We start from the raw sequence: 19,586 nt of genomic DNA on the forward strand, positions 1-19,586 counted from the left end.
TTCTCCTATCCAAAAAATAATTGATCTTCTTTCATTTCAATTCGGCGGTATTCCTTGTGCCCAGGTTTTGCATATATGAGAGTGGTCCCTTCAACATCATAATGCCATGCAATCAAAACAATTTTTATCTTACTTAGTTCTAGCAATAAATCCATAAAGTTGATACCTAATTCTGGATTCATTATCAATTCAAAGTTATCAAACAGAACAACTTCTTCTGAAGAACGTTCTATTATTCCTTTGATAAAATCAGAAGCAACCAGATACCAACTTCGCCGACTCTTTTCCAGAAGTAATTCGCTTAAAGATAGGTTCAATTTTACGAATTCCACTCTATCCATATTAATTTCTTTACCCTGGCTAGATACTACCACTCCTAACTTTTGGTATTGTTGTTTTAAATGGGAAATAAATACCCCTATATCATCCATTATCTACAATCTCCTTTTGAAAAAATTAGTGTATTTATGAACACTTTAATAGATAAAGACGAAACAATATCCGCGATATTTCAAAACAACCTGATTGATTTTCGCTAAGAGAAAATAATGTCTTATCGTCTTTTCACAATTAAAAAACTGAAATATACCTTATGTTAACTATCAGTGATTATACCATGCAAATGTAAGCATACAATTTTTTTGAAATAATCTGACGGGGAATATTAAGCCAATTTATAGCCCTATTCATCATCGGTTCAGTCTCAATTGATCCCCTAACGACATATCATCAATCCCTAATTTAAATTAATTATACTTTTCAAACCAATCCTCAAGCTGATCAGCACTAATTTTATTGGACAGATTAATTAACGCTGGTCTTAACGTCTGAATCGTTTCTACCAACTCTTTCCCACCAAAAAATCCTGTAAATGCCCTATCTGTCAACTCTTCAGATAAATGATTGATTAATTCGCTGGTTTTTGTTGATCTGCCAAGATATTTATTAGTTTTCTCACTAACTACCGATCTTCAAAATTGCTATCCTCAAAAAATCGCACTTCCCGACTTCTCGTGTAACTATTTTAATCATACCATCTTTTTTATCGTAATTAAATTCGCCAGCTACATTCATGTATTCGATGATGCCACTCGCGATAACGGCGACTGCTTCATCTTTCTTCTGTTTAGATAATTTATCGGAAATCGGTAAATTTTTAATCTTATCACGTACTATTTTTTGAATTTTTTCTTTAATGACTTCTTGTTGCAGTTCATAAAAAGAATCGTCAATATATTTCTCACATGGATAACCAACTTCATTTTCCTATGCAGGATTTTTAAACTCTCCAGTATAAAGCTCTTCTTTGATTGTTTGAACAACTTCAGGATGCTCTTCCACGATTATCGCCTGTCCTTTTAGGCATAAGTAGTCCGCAATATATTCTTCAATATCACCAAAGTAAAACCAGCCTACCGGTTTCCTGCTGATATTAGATAATTAATCACATTTTCAGGGGCCAATGCATAGCAGCGTATAAATTATTGTATATCGAAAGAGAAGAGCTATTATGCCAAGTAAAATCAATGATCTCACTTTACCAAAAGAAAAACTCGAAAAAGAATACCGAGTAGTCAATGTCGCTTACTGGCAAAAGGATGTCGAGATTCTAAGTTGGAGTTATAAATGTATCCTACCAAAATTTCACTACGAAAAATTCAGTGTCAAAGTCAAATCTGAATATATTGTAATTACTCCCGAAAAGCTTAGCCAACAAGGTTTATCTATGGTTAATTTTAACAATTTATCGATTGTACCTTGGGGACGATCAAACGGACCATTCGTCAGTTATGGTTTATCATCCACAGCAGATGCGGCAACTTTGATTTCGAAAAGATAAGGCCCCACTACACAAAACTAATTTTCCTAAGGGTTTATTGGGCAATTAGGACGAAACGGTGAGGCAGCGCCATAGAGCCGTTTTTGTTCGTTAAAACCGGTCCAGCTGGAAAGATTGTCTGCCGTGCATGACTTCCCTTTTATCTCCGTCAATCGCGTTACTACAATCTGGGGACGCGGATTTATCAAAATCAATAAGATTGATGTAGATATTACCTAAAATTGTGGGCGCTATATCAGCAAATGTTTCGATAAGGACTTGGATATGAAAGAACACAAGAAAAAAACGGACTTCAAGTTGCGCAACCTCAAAGTACCTAGCGTCACAAAGCCACTCTTGGATCAACCCCTTGATACCACAAATCAAGACGTGCTTTATACCAATGAGTATCTCGTAAGACGTCCGATTTTTTATAGTGATGTAAATGAAGGTGAACATTCTGAATAAGTGATGGATTTTCAAGAAATCATTGTTCGCTATACCAAGATAAAAAAATAATTCATTATTCCATACATAAAATTCAAAGTAAGTGAGAACATGGCCGGAATGAAAATCTTACTCAGTAATGATCAAATGTCCATCATTTCTAATCAACTTTGACCGTCTCGCATTAATCAATGGCTCGCCAGCCTAGCAAAATAATTTCGACATCATTATACTCCATATATAGTATTTGATTTCGGCTCGCAAATTCGAAGAGAAATACTGGGGTAACTTTAGCCAAACAATCTGGTGTAGCTCTGGAACAGATTTCTGAGGCATTGACTCACAGCGATACAAACATCACGAGAACCTATGTAAACGCACCGAATGTCATTCAAATGCCCATTGGTGAATTTGCCTATCGCAATTTATCTCAAAAAAGATGCAGACCGGAATGGTGTCAACTCAAAAAAAGACGCTTCGCAAAGTGAATTACGAAACGCCTGAAAGTATCGATATATAAAGATATATTAACGTTTTGAGAACTGTGAAGCTTTACGAGCTTTCTTAAGACCTGGTTTTTTACGTTCAACCATACGTGCGTCACGAGTAAGTAAGCCAGCACGTTTAAGAGCTAGACGGAAGTCAGGATCAACTTCTAGCAATGCACGAGCGATACCATGACGGATAGCTCCTGATTGTCCAGCGTAGCCTCCACCGTTTACGTTAACAAATACGTCATAAGCGCCTTTTGTTTCAGTAACAGCGAAAGGTTGATTGATTACTTCACGCAAGTCAGCATGTGGAATGTATTCTTCAACATCTTTTTTGTTTACAGTAATTTTACCAGTTCCTGGTACTAAACGTACACGAGCAACTGCATTTTTACGACGGCCTGTGCCGATATATTGAACTTGTGCCAATGAAATTCCCTCCTATTAGATTAAGTTTGTAATGTCTAAAACTTCTGGTTGTTGTGCTGCATGTGGATGCTCAGCTCCAGCGTATACATTCAATTTTGTAAATTGTTTGCGGCCTAAAGTATTTTTAGGAAGCATTCCTTTTACAGAAGTTTCGATCAAACGACGAGAATTTTTAGCACGCAATTCACCAGCAGTGATTGATTTCAATCCTCCTGGGTAGTTGCTGTGACGGTAATAAATTTTATCAGTCGCTTTTTTACCTGTTAATTTCACTTTATCTGCATTGATTACGATGACGAAATCGCCAGTGTCCAAATGAGGTGTGAAAGTTGGTTTATTTTTACCACGTAGTACAGATGCAACAACTGTTGAAAGACGTCCCAATGGAACATCAGTTGCGTCTACTACATACCATTTACGTTCTACTTCGCCTGGTTTGGCCATATATGTTGTACGCACGTTAGTTTCCTCCAATTTAAGTTCTGATGTTTGACATACACTTCGAGTTTCCGGGGCTCTTTGTGGGGCAAACAATACCATTTAACATATTACCTGCTAATCCCCTTAATGTCAACGTTTTTTCTTAGCAATCCAAAACTTTCGTTTTTATTGCCCGTATCCTTGTGATGCACTCATTCTTTTTTAGAACGAAGAACGTTTCTTTCTCTTCTAAAATAAAAACTGCAAGGAAAATAACTTCCCTCGCAGTTTTTCTACTATTATATAATATCATCAGCTGATGATTATTTTACGCATCGATTTCTGGAGCTTTTCCTAAATGAGCTTGGATCATCCAGATTCGTTTTTCAGTCGCTGTTTTGAATTCGATAAAGATATCTTGTGTTGGGTCGTCGCCTTCCTCACCAGCTACTTCAATTCCTTTTTGGTAAAGGTCTGCCAAATAGCGGTAGCCTTTCACAAGAATTTCCAAGCGTTCTGGAATAGTCCGATCCCAATTGCCTACTTCGTCAGGAATATTGGTGTTGTCTGCAAATTCACGTAAGGTTGAATAAGGAGAACCATCTAGTGTGATCAAACGCTCTGAGATTTCATCTAATTGTTCATTCAAGTCATCCATAAATTCATCCATCATTGGGTGCAATGTCAAGAAACCTGGTCCACGCATATACCAATGTGTTTGGTGAACAACAACAGACATTTGACTCAAGTCTGCAACTAATTGATTTAATACTTCTTTTGTTTGTGGAAATTTCATTTTCTTTTCTCCTCCTAACTTTTGTCTACAATAAAAGCATAGTAAACTTTAAGACAAAAGTACAATAAAACCAATTAGTTGAGAACGATTTTCATCCTATCATTTCTTAGAAAAGACTTTCTATTGCTTTAGTCGTTTTTTCTAGTTCTTACACTATTCCTCTCTTATTCCGTCATTCTACTTTTTCATCCTATTTTTCATTCATAGTACTTAAAGTTTGACGTAAATGTGCTAAAGGCTGATAAGTTGCCGCTACTTGTTTTTGTGTTTCAACAAAAATCGGAAAGATTTTTTGATATGTCTCTTTGACCGTTTGTTGAACTGGTACTTGTGAAGCAAGCTGTACTTTTTCTATAGCTTCGCTTAAATCAGTGATCTTCCCGATACTTTGCCACCCTAAGAAAACGGCTCCTAAAGCGGAGGCTTCAGACACCGCCGGGAAAATGAGCGGATACCCCAAAACGTCAGCCATTAATTGGCGAAAGACAGGCGATTGTGAGAATCCGCCTGTAGCTCTAATTTCTGTTAACTGATCTTCTGAACAAACTCCTGTCAAAATCCTTTTTAGATTGAAACAAATTCCTTCTAGAATGGCTCGCATCATTTCTTTTTCCGTGTGGTCTCTTTGCAAACCTAAAAAACTCCCAGAAGCTTCTGCCTCCCATAGAGGGGCTCGTTCTCCTAATAAATAGGGCTGAAAGAGTAATCCGTTCGCTCCTGGTGGGACAAACGTAATTGCTGAGAAAAGAGCATTGTAAGGATTTTCACCTTGGTCAATAGCCGCTTGAGTTACTTCTTGCATCAAAGTTTGACTTGCCCAATCAAAAATTCCTGCACCATTACTTGTTGCGCCACCGACTACCCAATGTGTACGATCCAGTACATAACAGAAGGTTTCCATCTCGGGATGTAGTTGTGGTTTATCTGTAATAAATCTTAATGCCCCACTGGTACCGACTGTTAACGCAGCTACCTTTTCGCCAAAAGCTCCTAGCCCCAAATTAGATAAAGGACCATCAGCACCACCTAAAACAAATGATATATCATTTTCTAATCCTAAAATTTCTTGTTTTTCTTTTGATAATCCATTGAGTATCGTGGTTGACGGCATCACTGCAGGTAGTTGTTCTTGAGTGATTGATAAGTAATTTAACGCTTCTTCTGCCCATTTGAATTGATGGATATCAAAATAACCTGTGCCTGAGGCTGTACTGTAGTCACAGACTAATTGTCCAAACAAACGGAAAAAGATATATTCTTTTATACTCACATAATACGCCACTTGCTTCGTTAGTTCTGGTTGGGTTTCGTTCAACCAATGGATTTTAACTAGTGGCGTCATTGGATGGATTGGGGTGCCTGTTTGTTGATAAAAGTGAAACCCTAGTTGGCTGTTTTTTAGTTTTTCAGCTTGTGTTTTCGCACGATTATCTGCCCAAGTGATCATACGGGTCAAAGGGTGTTTATTATCATCTAACAGAATCAAACTGTGCATCGCTGATGAAAATGCCATCACTTCTATAGTTGTCGACTTCGGTAACTGTTTGACGACTTCTTTGATTACTGTACATACACCGTGGAAGATCAATTCTGGGTCTTGTTCTGCCATTCCTGGTGCTTCTTGGATCATCGGATTTAGAAAATAAGCTGAAGCGATGACTTCAGCTTGCTCGTTGAATGCCACTGCTTTTGTTTGTGTCGTACCGATATCGACTCCGATCGAAATCTTCATTTTGTCACCTCTACTAAAAATAAATAAAATGGTTGTTATTGGCGTATCTTTCTTTAAAAGGAGGCCCTCGCTATGTTTCTCTATTTTATCATTGGTTGTTGCATTGGTTCGTTCTTATGCTTAGTGGCACAACGCCTGCCACAAGGACACTCTATTATTTACCCACGGTCTCATTGTGTCAACTGTCAGCATGTATTGGCTTGGTATGAACTGGTCCCATTGCTTTCCATCTGTTACCAACGTTTTCGTTGTCGAAACTGTCGCAGCAAGCTTTCGCCGATTTATTTTATAGCAGAATGTATCGGTGGTTGTTTATCTGTTTGGCTATTTTATTTTTCACAGCGCCCAAACGGGTTACTTGTTTTTTGGTTTTTGTCAGCCTTTTTACTCTCGTTAATGGATAGTTTTTATTTGATGATCGAGGGAAGAACGCTTTATTTTATCTGGTTTATCTTATGGATGACTTGGTTGATCAAAGGAGAGTTTCAATGGCTTAGTTTTGCTGTTTTATTCTTGATCAGTTTTTTCCTTACTCGTTACGGGAGTGAATTTTTAGGTTTAGGTGATGTTTTATTACTTTTAAGCTGGAGTGGCGGTCTAACTCTCAATCAACTGATGCAACTCCTCTTTCTTGCTAGTTTATTGGGATTACTTTTTTTCTTTATTTTTCTCTCTCACGATAAAAAATCTAAAAGAGTACCTTTTGTGCCTTTTTTGAGTGTCGCACTTTTTCTCCTTCATGTGTGGTAATTTAGTTGTCTATTTATTGGTTATCAACGATGCGAGCCTTTTAACTGATGATGATTAATGATTTGACGGACTTTGCTTATTTGCCTCATTACGTACGCTTTTGATAGCTTAGTATCTTTTCTGCTTGCTGTCATTCAACAAATGACAATGAACCTTGATTTATAAAAAAATGGATCAACCAGATGGTCGATCCATTGACACTTAGATAACTTTAAAAACCACTAAATTCACAGCAAGCCAAAGCATGACCAGCTTTTATCCCTAACTGAAATTCTTCAAAATGCAATGTGTCTTATTTTCCAGACCAATGTTTGCGTAAAAAACTCCCTCGTCCAGAGCCTTCTCGGTAAAGATTATAGTGGATTTTATTCTTCTTATAATAGTCTTGATGATACTCCTCAGCGGGATAAAACTCACTTCGGGGTTCGATTTTTGTGACAATCGGACGATCGAATCGACCACTTTCTTGTAGTTGTTTCTTTGATGCTTCAGCGATTTCACGTTCTTCTTCATTGCTATAATAAATGACCGGTCGATAAGAGTCTCCGCGATCAGCAAATTGACCGAAAGCATCCGTTGGGTCTGTTTGTTGCCAGTAGATTTCGACTAACTGTTCATAAGAAACCAGAGACGGATCATACTCGATTTCTACCGCTTCCGTATGACCTGTCGTACCCGTGGTTACTTGTTCATAGGTAGGATTTGGGACATGTCCCCCCGTATAGCCAGAGGTTACCGCTATGATTCCTGGCTGTGTTTCAAAAGGTTTGACCATGCACCAAAAACAACCACCTGCAAAAACTGCTTTTTTCGTCATATAAAATCCCCCTTTGTCTTTCATCATACCTTGATTTATCAAAGGGTGATACTGTTTTGCTTACCTTCGAAACGAATAAACAAAGAATCGATACTCCTATACTTACCTGCTTGCTTTATTAAGATAGAGTATTGCAGTATTTTCTTTTTTACTAATCTTTTCATTGATTTGATTTTTTTATCCATCTATTTAAAAGTATATACAATACTCCTAGGACTTAAACCTAAACGACATTTATTGTTCTCACATTTTTTACATTTATTGAAAGAAATACTCATTTTACCCCCTCCCGGTATTTTTATCAATTTTCCCTATTTTCATTCTCTTTTGTGGATAACTTTCTTTTTCCTCTCAACTGTTTTTTCCACAAGAGAGAATAAACGGTTTTTCTTTTTCCTTGTGGATAGTTCTTTTATATTATACTTTTCCACAGATTTTGAATTAACAACCGCTAAAATTTTTAACTTCAGGGGGACACGTTATGCAAAAAAACTAATTTCACTGATAAAATTCAACAAATTTTACCAAGTAAGTCAGTAAAGAATTCTGGTACGCTAGTAGATCAAGACAGCCCAAAAAATCTACTTGAAAAATTGATTCTCAATACCACACATCCTTCGTCCTCACATTCCCAACTACAAGAAGAAGTTTTTATACTTCAAGCTCAACAAGCACTCGCATCACTTACTGAAACGTTTGGTTCAAACTCGATTATGTATCGTTTATTATCTGAAAAAATCTCAACCCATTCGACCCTACATAGCAAAAAGAACAATGTTTCACCTGAACGATGAACAAAAATGATTTAGTATACCAACCTTTAGCAAGTTTCACTAAGCAATTCAATGATTCATGGACCTATTTTTCTAGAAGTACAAAAATAAGAAAAAATGCTCGTCTATAATGAACAAATTCTCAATTTCGTTTGTTTCTATCAACTTTAGCACGACAAAAAAAACAGAGCTAAGATGTTCATCTTAGCTCTGTTTGGTGTCACATTATTTTGTTTGTTCATTCATTGCATCTTCTGCAGCCATTTGTGCTTCGATGTCTGAAATACTATAAACATTTTCACTTGCAACACCGACTTCTTTGGGTTCCATGTTACGGTAACGAGCCATACCAGTACCAGCTGGGATGATTTTACCGATGATAACATTTTCTTTCAAACCAAGAAGTGGATCTTTTTTACCTCGGATCGCAGCATCAGTCAAGACACGAGTTGTTTCTTGGAAGGATGCAGCAGATAAGAAGCTGTTTGTTTCTAATGATGCTTTGGTAATACCTAGAAGGACTGGGCGAGATGTTGCAGGTACGCCTCCAGCTACCAATGTATTGTAGTTTTGGTCTTTGAAGTCAGCAATATCCATCAATGTACCTGGTAAGATATCTGTATCACCTGGATCCATTACACGGACTTTACGTAACATTTGTCGAACCATTACTTCGATATGTTTATCGCCGATTTCTACCCCTTGCATACGGTATACACGTTGTACTTCACGCAGCAAGTAGTTTTCAACTGATAATACATCACGAACTTGTAACAATTGTTTAGGATCGATTGAACCTTCCGTTAATGGCGCACCACGGTGGATCATATCGCCTTCAGCGACTTTCATACGTGCTGTATAAGGAACAGTATACGTACGTGTATCGGTTTTCCCTTTGATTGTTACTTCTTTTGTACGAGTTGAAGCATCTTCTGAGATATCGATGACGTCACCAGTTACTTCGGTGATCACTGCTTGCCCTTTAGGATTACGTGCTTCAAAAATTTCTTGGACACGAGGAAGACCTTGAGTGATATCGTCTCCGGCTACCCCACCGGTATGGAAGGTACGCATTGTCAACTGAGTACCTGGTTCTCCGATTGATTGAGCGGCGATCGTACCAACTGCTTCACCAACTTCAACGTCAGATCCAGTTGCCAAGTTACGTCCATAACAGTGTTTGCAGACACCATGTTTTGTGTTACATGTGAAGACAGAACGGATTGTGACAGTTTCCACACCTGCATCCACGATTTGTTTTGCAATATCTTCTGAAATCAATTGGTTACCAGCGATGATCAATTCGTTCGTTTCTGGATCACGTACTTCTTTACGTGTGTAACGACCGATTAAACGATCTTCTAATGATTCAATGATTTCGTTTCCTTCACGAATCGCTTGGATTTCAAGACCGCGGTCTGTTCCACAATCTTCTTCACGAATAATAACGTCTTGGGCAACGTCAACCAAACGACGAGTCAAGTAACCTGAATCGGCTGTCTTCAAGGCAGTATCGGTCATCCCTTTACGAGCCCCGTGAGTAGAGATAAACATTTCTAAGACAGAAAGTCCTTCACGGAAGTTTGAGATGATCGGTAATTCCATGATTCGACCATTCGGAGCAGCCATCAGTCCACGCATACCAGCAAGCTGAGTAAAGTTGGAGATGTTACCACGGGCTCCAGAGTCAGACATCATGAAGATTGGGTTTTTCGCTTCTAACCCTTCCATCAGTTTTTGTTGGATGCTATCTTTAGCAGCATTCCAAACAGCGATTACTCGTTCATAACGTTCGTCATCAGTAATCAATCCACGACGGAATTGTTTTGTAATTGTTTCAACTTGTTTATGGGCATTTTCGATGATTCCTTGTTTTTCATTCAGTACACTGATATCTGCGATACCTACTGTGATACCAGCATGTGTAGAATGTTTATACCCTAAGTCTTTCATTCGGTCAAGCATCTTAGAAGTTTCAGTTACTTTGAAACGTTTGAAGACTTCCGCAATGATATTTCCTAGATTTTTCTTCTTGAATGGTAAGACTAATTCTTGCTCTTTGATATGCGCAGGAATATCTGTACCTGCTTCAACAAAATATTTATCCGGTGTTTGTACCGTTAAGTTGAAGTCTGTTGGTTCATTCAAGTAAGGGAACTCTGGAGGCATGATCTCATTAAAGATGATCTTACCAACGGTTGTAATCATCGTACGTTCTTTTTGCCAGTCAGTAAATGGTTTTTCACCTAATGAATTAGGGTTCACACCGATACGTGAGTGTAAATGAACGTAGCCGTTACGCCATGCGATCACAGCTTCGTTTTGGTCACGGAAGACCATTCCTTCGCCTTCACGACCTTCTTCTTCCATTGTTAGGTAGTAGTTACCTAAAACCATATCTTGGGAAGGTGTTACAACTGGTTTACCGTCTTTTGGATTCAAGATGTTTTGAGCAGCTAGCATCAACATACGAGCTTCCGCTTGTGCTTCTTCGTTCAATGGTACGTGAACGGCCATTTGGTCTCCATCAAAGTCGGCATTATAAGCTTCACATACAAGTGGGTGCAAACGAATCGCACGACCTTGCACTAAAACAGGTTCAAATGCTTGGATACCAAGTCTGTGTAGCGTAGGTGCCCGGTTAAGTAATACTGGGTGTTCTTTGATTACGTCTTCCAAGACATCCCAAACTTCGTCTTCTTGACGTTCGATTTTACGTTTCGCATTTTTGATGTTAGAAGCTAGTTCACGTTGAACCAATTCACGCATCACAAATGGTTTAAATAGTTCGATCGCCATTTCTTTTGGCAACCCACATTGATACATTTTCAAGAAAGGTCCTACAACGATAACGGAACGGCCTGAATAGTCAACACGTTTACCAAGTAAGTTTTGACGGAAACGACCTTGTTTCCCTTTCAACATGTGAGAAAGAGATTTCAATGGACGGTTACCTGGTCCAGTAACTGGACGGCCACGACGACCATTATCGATCAACGCATCAACAGCTTCTTGTAACATCCGTTTTTCGTTTTGGACGATGATTCCTGGAGCATTCAAATCTAACAAGCGTTTCAAACGGTTATTACGGTTGATTACTCGACGGTAAAGATCATTCAAATCACTTGTTGCAAAACGTCCACCTTCTAATTGCACCATTGGTCGTAAATCTGGTGGAATAACTGGAATAACGTCCATAACCATCCAACTTGGTTCATTTCCTGAAGCACGGAAAGCTTCTAAAATGTCCAAACGGCGGATCGCACGAGTCCGTTTTTGCCCTTGAGCAGATTTCAATTCTTCTTTCAATTCAGCTGCTTCAGCATCTAAATCAACACTGTCTAGTAATTGTTTGATTGCTTCTGCACCCATTGCAGCTTGGAATTCTTGTCCATATTGTTCACGTTTTTCGCGGTATTCACGTTCTGTCAACAATTGTTTTTTCTCTAAGTTGGTATTTCCTGGTTCGATAACCACATATGAAGCAAAATAAATGATTTCTTCTAAGGCACGAGGACTCATGTCTAAAACAAGTCCCATACGAGAAGGAATTCCTTTAAAGTACCAGATATGTGAAACAGGTGCTGCTAATTCAATGTGACCCATACGTTCACGACGAACTTTTGAACGTGTCACTTCAACACCGCATCGGTCACAAACGATTCCTTTATAACGGATACGTTTATATTTTCCGCAGGCACATTCCCAGTCTTTCGTAGGACCAAAAATCCGCTCACAGAACAACCCTTCGCGTTCAGGTTTTAAGGTACGATAGTTAATCGTCTCAGGTTTTTTTACTTCACCATAAGACCAGCTTCTGATTTTTTCGGGAGAAGCCAAACCTATTTGCATACTTTCGAATTTATTTACATCGATCAAAAGGGGTTCCCTCCATTTCGTTTAATGGCAAAACCGCAAGGCGGCTGATCATCGACCGCCTTACAGCTCATAGACCGGATTAGTCTAAGTTATCTTCTGCGGTTTCAAAGTTTTGGATGATATCTTGTCTTTCATCTTCCACTTGTTCAGCAGCTTTCTTTTCTAATTCTTTGGCTGTTTGCTGTTCAGCAAATTTTGTCAAAGCATCTACAGTGATCAAATCATCATCTTCGTCATCCATATCACGGAGTTCGATTTCAGAATCTTTGATATCCAAGACACGCATGTCTAATCCTAGTGATTGTAATTCTTTTACTAATACTCGGAATGATTCTGGTACACCTGGTTTTGGAATTGGTTCGCCTTTGACGATCGCTTCATAAGTTTTCACACGACCAACTACATCATCTGATTTGTATGTCAAGATTTCTTGTAAGGTATAAGCGGCACCGTAAGCTTCCAAAGCCCAAACTTCCATTTCCCCAAAACGTTGTCCACCAAATTGTGCTTTACCACCCAATGGTTGTTGTGTAACCAATGAGTAAGGTCCGATTGAACGAGCATGCAATTTATCATCGACCATGTGAGCAAGTTTGATCATGTACATGACACCGACAGACACTCGGCCGTCAAATGGTTCACCTGTACGTCCGTCATAAAGGATGGTTTTCGCATCGCTGGCCATACCAGCTTCACGAACCGTTTCCCAAACGTCCTCATCACTTGCACCATCAAATACTGGTGTTGCAACATGGATACCTAACTGACGAGCAGCCATCCCTAAATGCAATTCCAATACTTGTCCGATATTCATCCGTGATGGCACCCCTAAAGGATTCAACATGATATCGATTGGTGTTCCATCTGGTAAGAATGGCATATCTTCTTCCGGCATGATACGGGATACAACCCCTTTATTACCATGACGTCCGGCCATCTTATCTCCTTCATGGATTTTACGTTTTTGAACTATATACACACGTACAAGCATGTTTACACCTGGTGATAATTCATCGCCGGCTTCACGAGTAAAGATTTTTACGTCGTGGACGATCCCGCCACCACCGTGTGGTACACGTAATGAAGTATCACGGACTTCACGAGCTTTTTCACCAAAGATCGCATGTAAAAGACGTTCTTCAGCTGATAATTCGGTTACCCCTTTTGGTGTTACTTTACCAACTAGCAAGTCACCATCTTGGACTTCCGCACCGATACGGATAATACCCATCTCGTCTAGATCTTTCAAAGCATCTTCCCCAACGTTAGGGATTTCACGAGTGATTTCTTCAGGTCCTAATTTTGTATCACGAGCTTCTGATTCATATTCTTCGATGTGGATCGAAGTATAGACATCGTCTTTCACAAGACGACGGCTCATGATGATCGCATCTTCATAGTTGTAACCTTCCCAAGTCATGAAACCTACTAAAACGTTTTGTCCTAGCGCCATTTCACCTTGTTCCATTGAAGGTCCATCTGCTAAAGTATCGCCTTTTTCAACTTTTTCGCCTAAATGAACGATTGGGCGTTGGTTGTAGCTTGTTCCTGAGTTTGAACGACGGAATTTTGTTACAGCGTATTTATCTAATGCACCGTTGTCACGACGAACACGAATCTCAGAGGCATCCACAAATTCAACGACACCATCATGTTTACATAGCAAAGCAGCTCCTGAGTCATGAGCTGATTTATATTCCATACCAGTACCAACCCATGGTGCTTGTGGATTGATCAATGGCACTGCTTGACGCTGCATGTTGGCACCCATCAAGGCACGGTTGGAGTCATCGTTTTCCAAGAAAGGAATACATGCTGTCGCTACCGCAACTACTTGTTTAGGTGATACGTCCATATAATCGACTTTATCGATTGAAACTTCTAAGTTTTCACTTTGCGCACGAGCCATAACAACGTCTTGTGCAAAAGTACCATCTTCATTTAATGGGCTATTTGCTTGGGCAACGATGTAGTGGTCTTCGATGTCAGCTGTTAGATAGTCGATTTGATCCGTTACACGACCAGTTTCACGATCAACACGACGGTAAGGAGTTTCGATAAATCCAAATTTATTAACTTTCGCATAGCTAGATAAACTATTGATCAACCCGATATTTGGTCCTTCAGGCGTTTCAATCGGACACATACGGCCATAGTGAGAATAGTGAACGTCACGAACTTCATAACCAGCTCGGTCACGAGTCAAACCACCAGGTCCTAAGGCTGAAAGACGACGTTTGTGTGTCAATTCCCCAAGTGGGTTCGTTTGATCCATGAACTGAGACAACTGTGAAGAACCAAAGAATTCTTTGATACTTGCAACCACTGGACGGATGTTGATCAATTGTTGTGGTGTCAATGTTTCTGTATCTTGGATCGACATTCTTTCACGTACAACACGTTCCATCCGAGCTAAACCGATACGGAATTGGTTTTGCAGTAATTCACCGACTGAACGGATACGACGGTTTCCTAAGTGGTCGATATCGTCCACGTTGCCGATCCCTTCCATCAAGTTTAAGAAATAACTCATTGATGCGATGATGTCTGCCGGACGAACAGTTTTCACAGCTGATTCTGGATAACCATTACCGATCACATTCACTTCACGTTCTGGGTCTTTTGGTGAAAAGACTTTGATCACTTGAACAGTCATTGGATCAGTCACAACACCATCTTCTGATGGATAGTAAGTCACTGAATTCAATCCATTATCAATGAAAGGTGCTAATGTTTCCATCACTTGGTGAGTCAACACAGTTCCTTTTTCAACGATGATTTCACCAGTTTCTGGATCAACCAATGTTTCTGCTAATGTTAAGTTCAATAGACGTGTTTTCAAGTCTAATTTTTTATTTACTTTATAACGACCAACGTTGGCTAAGTCGTAGCGTTTTGGATCGAAGAAACGAGCATTCAATAAGTTCCGAGAACTATCGGCTGTCTTAGGCTCGCCTGGACGTAGACGTTCGTAAACGTCTTTTAATCCTTCTTCTGTTCTTGAATCACTTGCATTTTTGTGCAAGTCTTTTTCAACTGTATTGCGTAACGTTTCACTGTCACCAAAGATTTCAAAGATGGTATCATCTGATCCAAATCCTAGGGCACGAACTAACACAGTCAAAGGAATCTTACGGGTACGATCAATACGTACGTAAGAAATATCTTTTGCATCAGTTTCCATTTCTAACCATGCACCACGGTTCGGGATCACAGTTGAACCGAAACCTTCTTTTCCGTTTTTGTCTACTTTTCCATGGAAGTACACACCAGGTGAACGCACTAACTGAGAAACGATTACCCGTTCTGCTCCGTTGATAATGAATGTTCCTTGTTCAGTCATTAATGGGAAATCACCGAAGAAGACTTCTTGCGCTTTGATTTCACCTGTCTCACGGTTTGTTAGACGTAACGTTACATGTAATGGTGCAGAGTAATTTGCATCATGTGCGCGTGCTTCTGCTACCGTATACTTAGGTTCTTTCAATTCATAATCCACAAATTCCAAAGATAGATTGCCATTGAAGTCATCAATTGGCAAAATGTCTTCAAACATTTCTCTTAGTCCTTCATCTAGGAACCATTGGTAAGAGTCTGTTTGAATTTCGATCAAATTTGGTAATTCCAACACTTCACTGATTCGTGCGAAACTTCTACGTTCGCGATGTTTTCCGTACTTTACTACGTGTCCAGCCAAGCTCTTCACCCCTCTAAAATGTCATTCAAAAAGACTACCCGATCAATTGTTACAATAATATTAAAAATATTATATTTAGATAACAATAGACATTTTTTGCGGCTTTTAGGCAAAAAAAAACCAAAAATAGAGCATTCTTTTGAAACCATTTCTTCATGCGCTTCTATTTTTGTTTCCTTATTATAAAGCCGAAACGGACAATATTTCGTTTCTGCCTTTACTTCATCAGATAGTTTTTGCAACTTCATATATTACACTCTTTTTTCATAAAAGTCAACACTTCCTGGCGTTTCCCTCCTCTTTTCATCATTTTTTCTTAAACTTTTCTTACTATAGTATATCGAATAAACATTCACGGATTTTGAGAATTTTCTGAATGTTCGTCTTGACAATCCCCTTACATCTCCGCTATACTTAGGAAAATTTATTATTTGTGGAGGATTTATTTATGCAAAAACCGAATATACAACTTATCCCGACACAATTGAATAACTTTTACTTTAGCTACTTTAGATAGGTTTGTATTCATGAATTATGGATACAAACACCAAACAACTGGTTTGTATCTATGATGGCTAAAGAACTTTGTATTACGCAAAAGCCACGTAGACATTACGTTAAGTGGCTAAGCGAAAAGTACAAAGTAATCACGATTTCTTACTTACATACTCTTTCGATACTCAATCCATTTAGACGTTTTGTCTAAATGGATTTTTTGTTTTCAAAATTGAAGGAGGAAAAAGAAATGAAAAAAATTTATTGATCGGATTAGGCGCAACATTATTACTAGCACTTGGTGGATGTGGAACTGCAAATAGTTCCTCAGCAAAATCGGATGACTCAAAAACAATCGGTGTTTTACAACTGGTTCAACATAATTCATTAGATGCTACATACAAAGGGTTCAAAGAAGGGCTAGCAGAAAATGGCTATAAAGAAGGCGACAATTTAACAATCAACTATCAAAATGCGCAAAACAATCAAGACAATCTAAAAAGTATGAGTGAAAAATTAGTAAAGGATCAACCCGACTTATTATTAGGGATTGCAACTCCAGCTGCGCAATCGCTCCTTAATGAAACAACCACGATTCCTATTACAGTGACAGCAGTTACCGACTTAGAAAAAGCACACTTAGTTTCTTCTAATGACAAACCTGGTGGAAACGTGACTGGTACAACGGATATGGTACCGATCGAAAAACAAATCGAACTATTATTACAGATCGTGCCAAAAGCAAAAACGATCGGGATCATGTACAACAACGGGGAAGCAAATTCTAAAATCCAAGGAGACTTAGCCGAGAAAACATTGAAAAAAGCCGGAGTGAAAGTCAAAGTATTGACGGCAAACTCCACCAATGATGTTCAACAAGTGACAAAAAGTTTAGCCAAAGATGTCGACGGTATCTACATCCCAACGGATAATACATTCGCCAGTGCTGCTAGCGTTATCGGTGAAGTAGCCAAAGAAACAAAAACACCGATCGTTGCTGGTTCCGTGGATCAAGTCAAAGAAGGTGGCTTAGCAACTGTTGGGATTGATTATGAAGAGTTAGGGCGACAAACAGGCGAAATGGCTGCTAAGATCTTAGCTGGCAAAAAACCGAGTGAATTACCGGTTGAATCAGCAGATGATCTTTCCTTATATGTCAATAAAGACATGGCAAAAGCCCTTGGGATCGATCCAACAACAATCAAAGAGACTGAATAATTTTACAGGAGGACAATCATGACTAATTTAATAAGTATCTTTTTATCTTCTGCTTCACAAGGCGTGCTTTGGGCACTACTGGCAATCGGTGTCTTCCTTACTTTTCGTATTCTGGATATCGCTGATTTAACAGCTGAAGGCAGTTTCCCTTTAGGTGCTGGGATTGCTGCTGTCAGTATCACTAATGGACTTTCCCCAATCGTTGCTTGCCTCTTAGGATTTTTAGGAGGCGCAGCAGTTGGCTTAGTTTCAGGACTGCTCCATACCAAACTTAAAATTCCGGCACTTCTAGCTGGAATCATCACGATGACTGGCTTATATTCCGTTACCTCACGGATCATGGGCGCACCTAATCTTTCATTATTAGGACAAAAAAACGTCTTTACATGGGCAGAATCACTCGGTGTTTCAAAAGAAAATGCTGTATTGATTGCTGGCTTACTTGTCGCATTGATCGTTGTCACGTTGCTTGTTTTATTTTTACGGACAGAAACGGGGTTGGCGATTCGAGCGACTGGCGATAATTTAGCAATGAGTGAAGCAAACGGCATCAACACCGATACGATGAAAATCATTGGGTATATGATCTCAAATGGCTGTATTGCTTTATCTGGTTCGTTGCTTGCACAAAACAATGGCTTTGCTGATTTAAACTCTGGGATCGGTACGATCGTGATTGGCTTGGCTTCAATCATCATCGCTGAAGTCCTCTTTCGAAACCAACCATTGCTTCTTCGATTATTGACAATTATTTTAGGCGCCGTGATCTATCGTTTTATCTTAGCGTTAGTTTTTGAGTTGAACGTTCAACCAAGCGATTCAAAATTAGCTTCTGCACTTGTTCTGGTTATCTGTTTATCTTTTCCACAAATCCAACAAAAATTAAAGTTACCTAAGCGTACGAAAGCAAAAGGAGGATCTATCAATGACTGATGTTTTAACACTTCAATCTATCCACCATACGTTTGAAAAAGGAACCATCAATGAAAACCATGTGCTAAAAGGAGTTAATCTCTCGTTGAAACAAGGTGATTTCGTAACAATTATTGGCGGAAATGGTGCAGGTAAATCGACACTATTGAACAGTATTGCTGGTTCTTTTCCAGTGGATCAAGGGAAGATTTTATTGAATGGCAAAGATATCACCAAAAAGTCAGTGGTTGCTCGCTCCAAAGAAATCAGTCGAGTCTTTCAAGACCCTAAATTAGGCACTGCTGTCCGATTGACGGTTGAAGAAAATTTAGCACTAGCAATGAAACGTGGTAAAAAACGTGGCTTTTTCCGAGGAGTCAAGCCGCAAGATCGTTCCTTCTTCAAGGAACATCTCGCACGCTTGAATCTTGGGTTAGAAAATCGTTTGACCACTGAAATCGGCTTGCTTTCTGGAGGACAGCGTCAAGCGATCACGTTATTAATGGCTACTTTACAACGTCCTGAATTGATTTTATTAGACGAACATACTGCAGCCCTCGACCCGGCAACTTCAAAAACGGTGATGGAACTAACGGACAAATTAATTAGCGAACAGCACTTGACGGCTTTCATGGTCACCCATGATATGGAAGATGCCATCCGCTACGGAAATCGATTGATCATGCTACACCAAGGGCAAATCGTCGTGGATATCCAACAGGCAGAAAAACAACATTTGACTGTCCCTCAGCTACTAGAAATGTTCAAACAAAATAGTGGCGCTGCATTGAAAGACGACCAAGTACTTTTAAGTTAGCAATCATCTGTTGTCACTTCCATAACAACTGACAAATTTCTCATTTGTTTTCTGCTTTCTTATTGATACAATACTACATGAAAGGAGTTGCAAT

At 39.2% G+C, this 19,586-nt stretch carries 15 protein-coding genes and 1 pseudogene; 6 read left to right on the plus strand and 10 right to left on the minus strand.

Annotated elements, in window-relative coordinates; genetic code table 11:
* Window positions 1-5 precede the first annotated feature (5 nt).
* Both brxF and IGJ18_RS13255 read right to left on the minus strand, forming a co-directional pair.
* Window positions 6-431, minus strand: coding sequence for a BREX-3 system P-loop-containing protein BrxF (gene brxF, locus IGJ18_RS13250; protein ID WP_438843427.1), 426 nt, complete (start codon window positions 429-431; stop codon window positions 6-8).
* Window positions 432-746: 315 nt separating this feature from the next.
* On the minus strand, window positions 747-887 hold the full coding sequence (locus tag IGJ18_RS13255) for a hypothetical protein (protein ID WP_438843428.1): 141 nt from the start codon (window positions 885-887) through the stop codon (window positions 747-749).
* A gap of 623 nt (window positions 888-1,510) precedes the next feature.
* Here IGJ18_RS13255 and IGJ18_RS13260 point away from each other — a divergent pair.
* Both IGJ18_RS13260 and IGJ18_RS13265 read left to right on the plus strand, forming a co-directional pair.
* Window positions 1,511-1,840, plus strand: a complete 330-nt coding sequence (locus IGJ18_RS13260; protein ID WP_438843429.1) for a hypothetical protein — start codon at window positions 1,511-1,513, stop codon at window positions 1,838-1,840.
* A 698-nt stretch (window positions 1,841-2,538) separates the two neighbouring features.
* Window positions 2,539-2,754 (plus strand): annotated as a pseudogene (locus tag IGJ18_RS13265) (hypothetical protein); the annotation flags it as partial.
* Between the two features lie 39 nt (window positions 2,755-2,793).
* Here IGJ18_RS13265 and rpsI read toward each other — a convergent pair.
* The 4 genes from rpsI to IGJ18_RS13285 form a co-directional block, all read right to left on the minus strand.
* Window positions 2,794-3,186 carry a 30S ribosomal protein S9 gene (gene rpsI / locus IGJ18_RS13270; protein ID WP_002287505.1) on the minus strand — a complete coding sequence of 131 codons (393 nt, stop codon included), beginning with the start codon at window positions 3,184-3,186 and terminating at the stop codon, window positions 2,794-2,796.
* Window positions 3,187-3,201: 15 nt separating this feature from the next.
* A complete protein-coding gene (rplM, locus tag IGJ18_RS13275; protein WP_034686358.1) occupies window positions 3,202-3,630 on the minus strand; it encodes a 50S ribosomal protein L13 in 429 nt (142 codons plus the stop codon).
* A 304-nt stretch (window positions 3,631-3,934) separates the two neighbouring features.
* Entirely contained in the window at window positions 3,935-4,402 is a 468-nt protein-coding gene (locus tag IGJ18_RS13280) for a Dps family protein (RefSeq protein WP_010720679.1), read from the minus strand.
* A gap of 190 nt (window positions 4,403-4,592) precedes the next feature.
* Window positions 4,593-6,134, minus strand: coding sequence for a gluconokinase (locus IGJ18_RS13285; RefSeq protein ID WP_438843430.1), 1,542 nt, complete (start codon window positions 6,132-6,134; stop codon window positions 4,593-4,595).
* A gap of 72 nt (window positions 6,135-6,206) precedes the next feature.
* On the opposite strand from IGJ18_RS13285, the gene IGJ18_RS13290 reads away from it, so the two are divergent.
* A complete protein-coding gene (locus IGJ18_RS13290) occupies window positions 6,207-6,884 on the plus strand; it encodes a prepilin peptidase (RefSeq protein WP_438843431.1) in 678 nt (225 codons plus the stop codon).
* Window positions 6,885-7,176: 292 nt separating this feature from the next.
* Here the strand turns inward: IGJ18_RS13290 and msrA are convergent, their stop codons facing one another.
* The 4 genes from msrA to IGJ18_RS13310 form a co-directional block, all read right to left on the minus strand.
* On the minus strand, window positions 7,177-7,701 hold the full coding sequence (msrA, locus tag IGJ18_RS13295) for a peptide-methionine (S)-S-oxide reductase MsrA (RefSeq protein WP_010720682.1): 525 nt from the start codon (window positions 7,699-7,701) through the stop codon (window positions 7,177-7,179).
* Window positions 7,702-8,699: 998 nt separating this feature from the next.
* The gene (gene rpoC / locus IGJ18_RS13300) at window positions 8,700-12,353 is read right to left on the minus strand and encodes a DNA-directed RNA polymerase subunit beta' (RefSeq protein ID WP_010720683.1); all 3,654 of its coding nucleotides are present in this window, start codon (window positions 12,351-12,353) and stop codon (window positions 8,700-8,702) included.
* Between the two features lie 79 nt (window positions 12,354-12,432).
* On the minus strand, window positions 12,433-16,050 hold the full coding sequence (gene rpoB / locus IGJ18_RS13305; protein ID WP_010720684.1) for a DNA-directed RNA polymerase subunit beta: 3,618 nt from the start codon (window positions 16,048-16,050) through the stop codon (window positions 12,433-12,435).
* Window positions 16,051-16,055: 5 nt separating this feature from the next.
* A complete protein-coding gene (locus IGJ18_RS13310; protein ID WP_010720685.1) occupies window positions 16,056-16,298 on the minus strand; it encodes a hypothetical protein in 243 nt (80 codons plus the stop codon).
* 478 nt (window positions 16,299-16,776) lie between these two features.
* Between IGJ18_RS13310 and IGJ18_RS13315 the strand changes: the two genes are divergently transcribed.
* From IGJ18_RS13315 to IGJ18_RS13325, 3 genes are read left to right on the plus strand one after another with little or no spacing between them, the layout of a single operon-like run.
* Window positions 16,777-17,763 (plus strand): ABC transporter substrate-binding protein, encoded by a 987-nt coding sequence (locus IGJ18_RS13315; RefSeq protein ID WP_042969864.1) that lies wholly within the window; start codon window positions 16,777-16,779, stop codon window positions 17,761-17,763.
* An 18-nt stretch (window positions 17,764-17,781) separates the two neighbouring features.
* Window positions 17,782-18,696: an ABC transporter permease gene (locus IGJ18_RS13320; protein WP_438843432.1), complete on the plus strand. Its 915-nt coding sequence runs from the start codon at window positions 17,782-17,784 to the stop codon at window positions 18,694-18,696.
* On the plus strand, window positions 18,689-19,492 hold the full coding sequence (locus IGJ18_RS13325) for an ABC transporter ATP-binding protein (RefSeq protein WP_010720688.1): 804 nt from the start codon (window positions 18,689-18,691) through the stop codon (window positions 19,490-19,492). Before IGJ18_RS13320 ends, IGJ18_RS13325 begins: the two co-directional genes overlap by 8 nt.
* Window positions 19,493-19,586: the final 94 nt, after the last annotated feature.

This window comes from Enterococcus sp. AZ078, assembly GCF_051714985.1.
In the GTDB taxonomy this organism is placed as follows: domain Bacteria; phylum Bacillota; class Bacilli; order Lactobacillales; family Enterococcaceae; genus Enterococcus_B; species Enterococcus_B hirae.

Coding starts and splice junctions, on each gene's coding strand:
- brxF (WP_438843427.1), bottom strand. CDS start 431: ATGGATGATATAGGGGTATTTATTTCCCATTTAAAACAACAATACCAA.
- IGJ18_RS13280 (WP_010720679.1), bottom strand. CDS start 4,402: ATGAAATTTCCACAAACAAAAGAAGTATTAAATCAATTAGTTGCAGAC.
- IGJ18_RS13310 (WP_010720685.1), bottom strand. CDS start 16,298: ATGAAGTTGCAAAAACTATCTGATGAAGTAAAGGCAGAAACGAAATAT.
- msrA (WP_010720682.1), bottom strand. CDS start 7,701: ATGACGAAAAAAGCAGTTTTTGCAGGTGGTTGTTTTTGGTGCATGGTC.
- IGJ18_RS13320 (WP_438843432.1), top strand. CDS start 17,782: ATGACTAATTTAATAAGTATCTTTTTATCTTCTGCTTCACAAGGCGTG.
- rplM (WP_034686358.1), bottom strand. CDS start 3,630: ATGGCCAAACCAGGCGAAGTAGAACGTAAATGGTATGTAGTAGACGCA.
- IGJ18_RS13290 (WP_438843431.1), top strand. CDS start 6,207: ATGTTTCTCTATTTTATCATTGGTTGTTGCATTGGTTCGTTCTTATGC.
- IGJ18_RS13260 (WP_438843429.1), top strand. CDS start 1,511: ATGCCAAGTAAAATCAATGATCTCACTTTACCAAAAGAAAAACTCGAA.
- IGJ18_RS13285 (WP_438843430.1), bottom strand. CDS start 6,134: ATGAAGATTTCGATCGGAGTCGATATCGGTACGACACAAACAAAAGCA.
- IGJ18_RS13325 (WP_010720688.1), top strand. CDS start 18,689: ATGACTGATGTTTTAACACTTCAATCTATCCACCATACGTTTGAAAAA.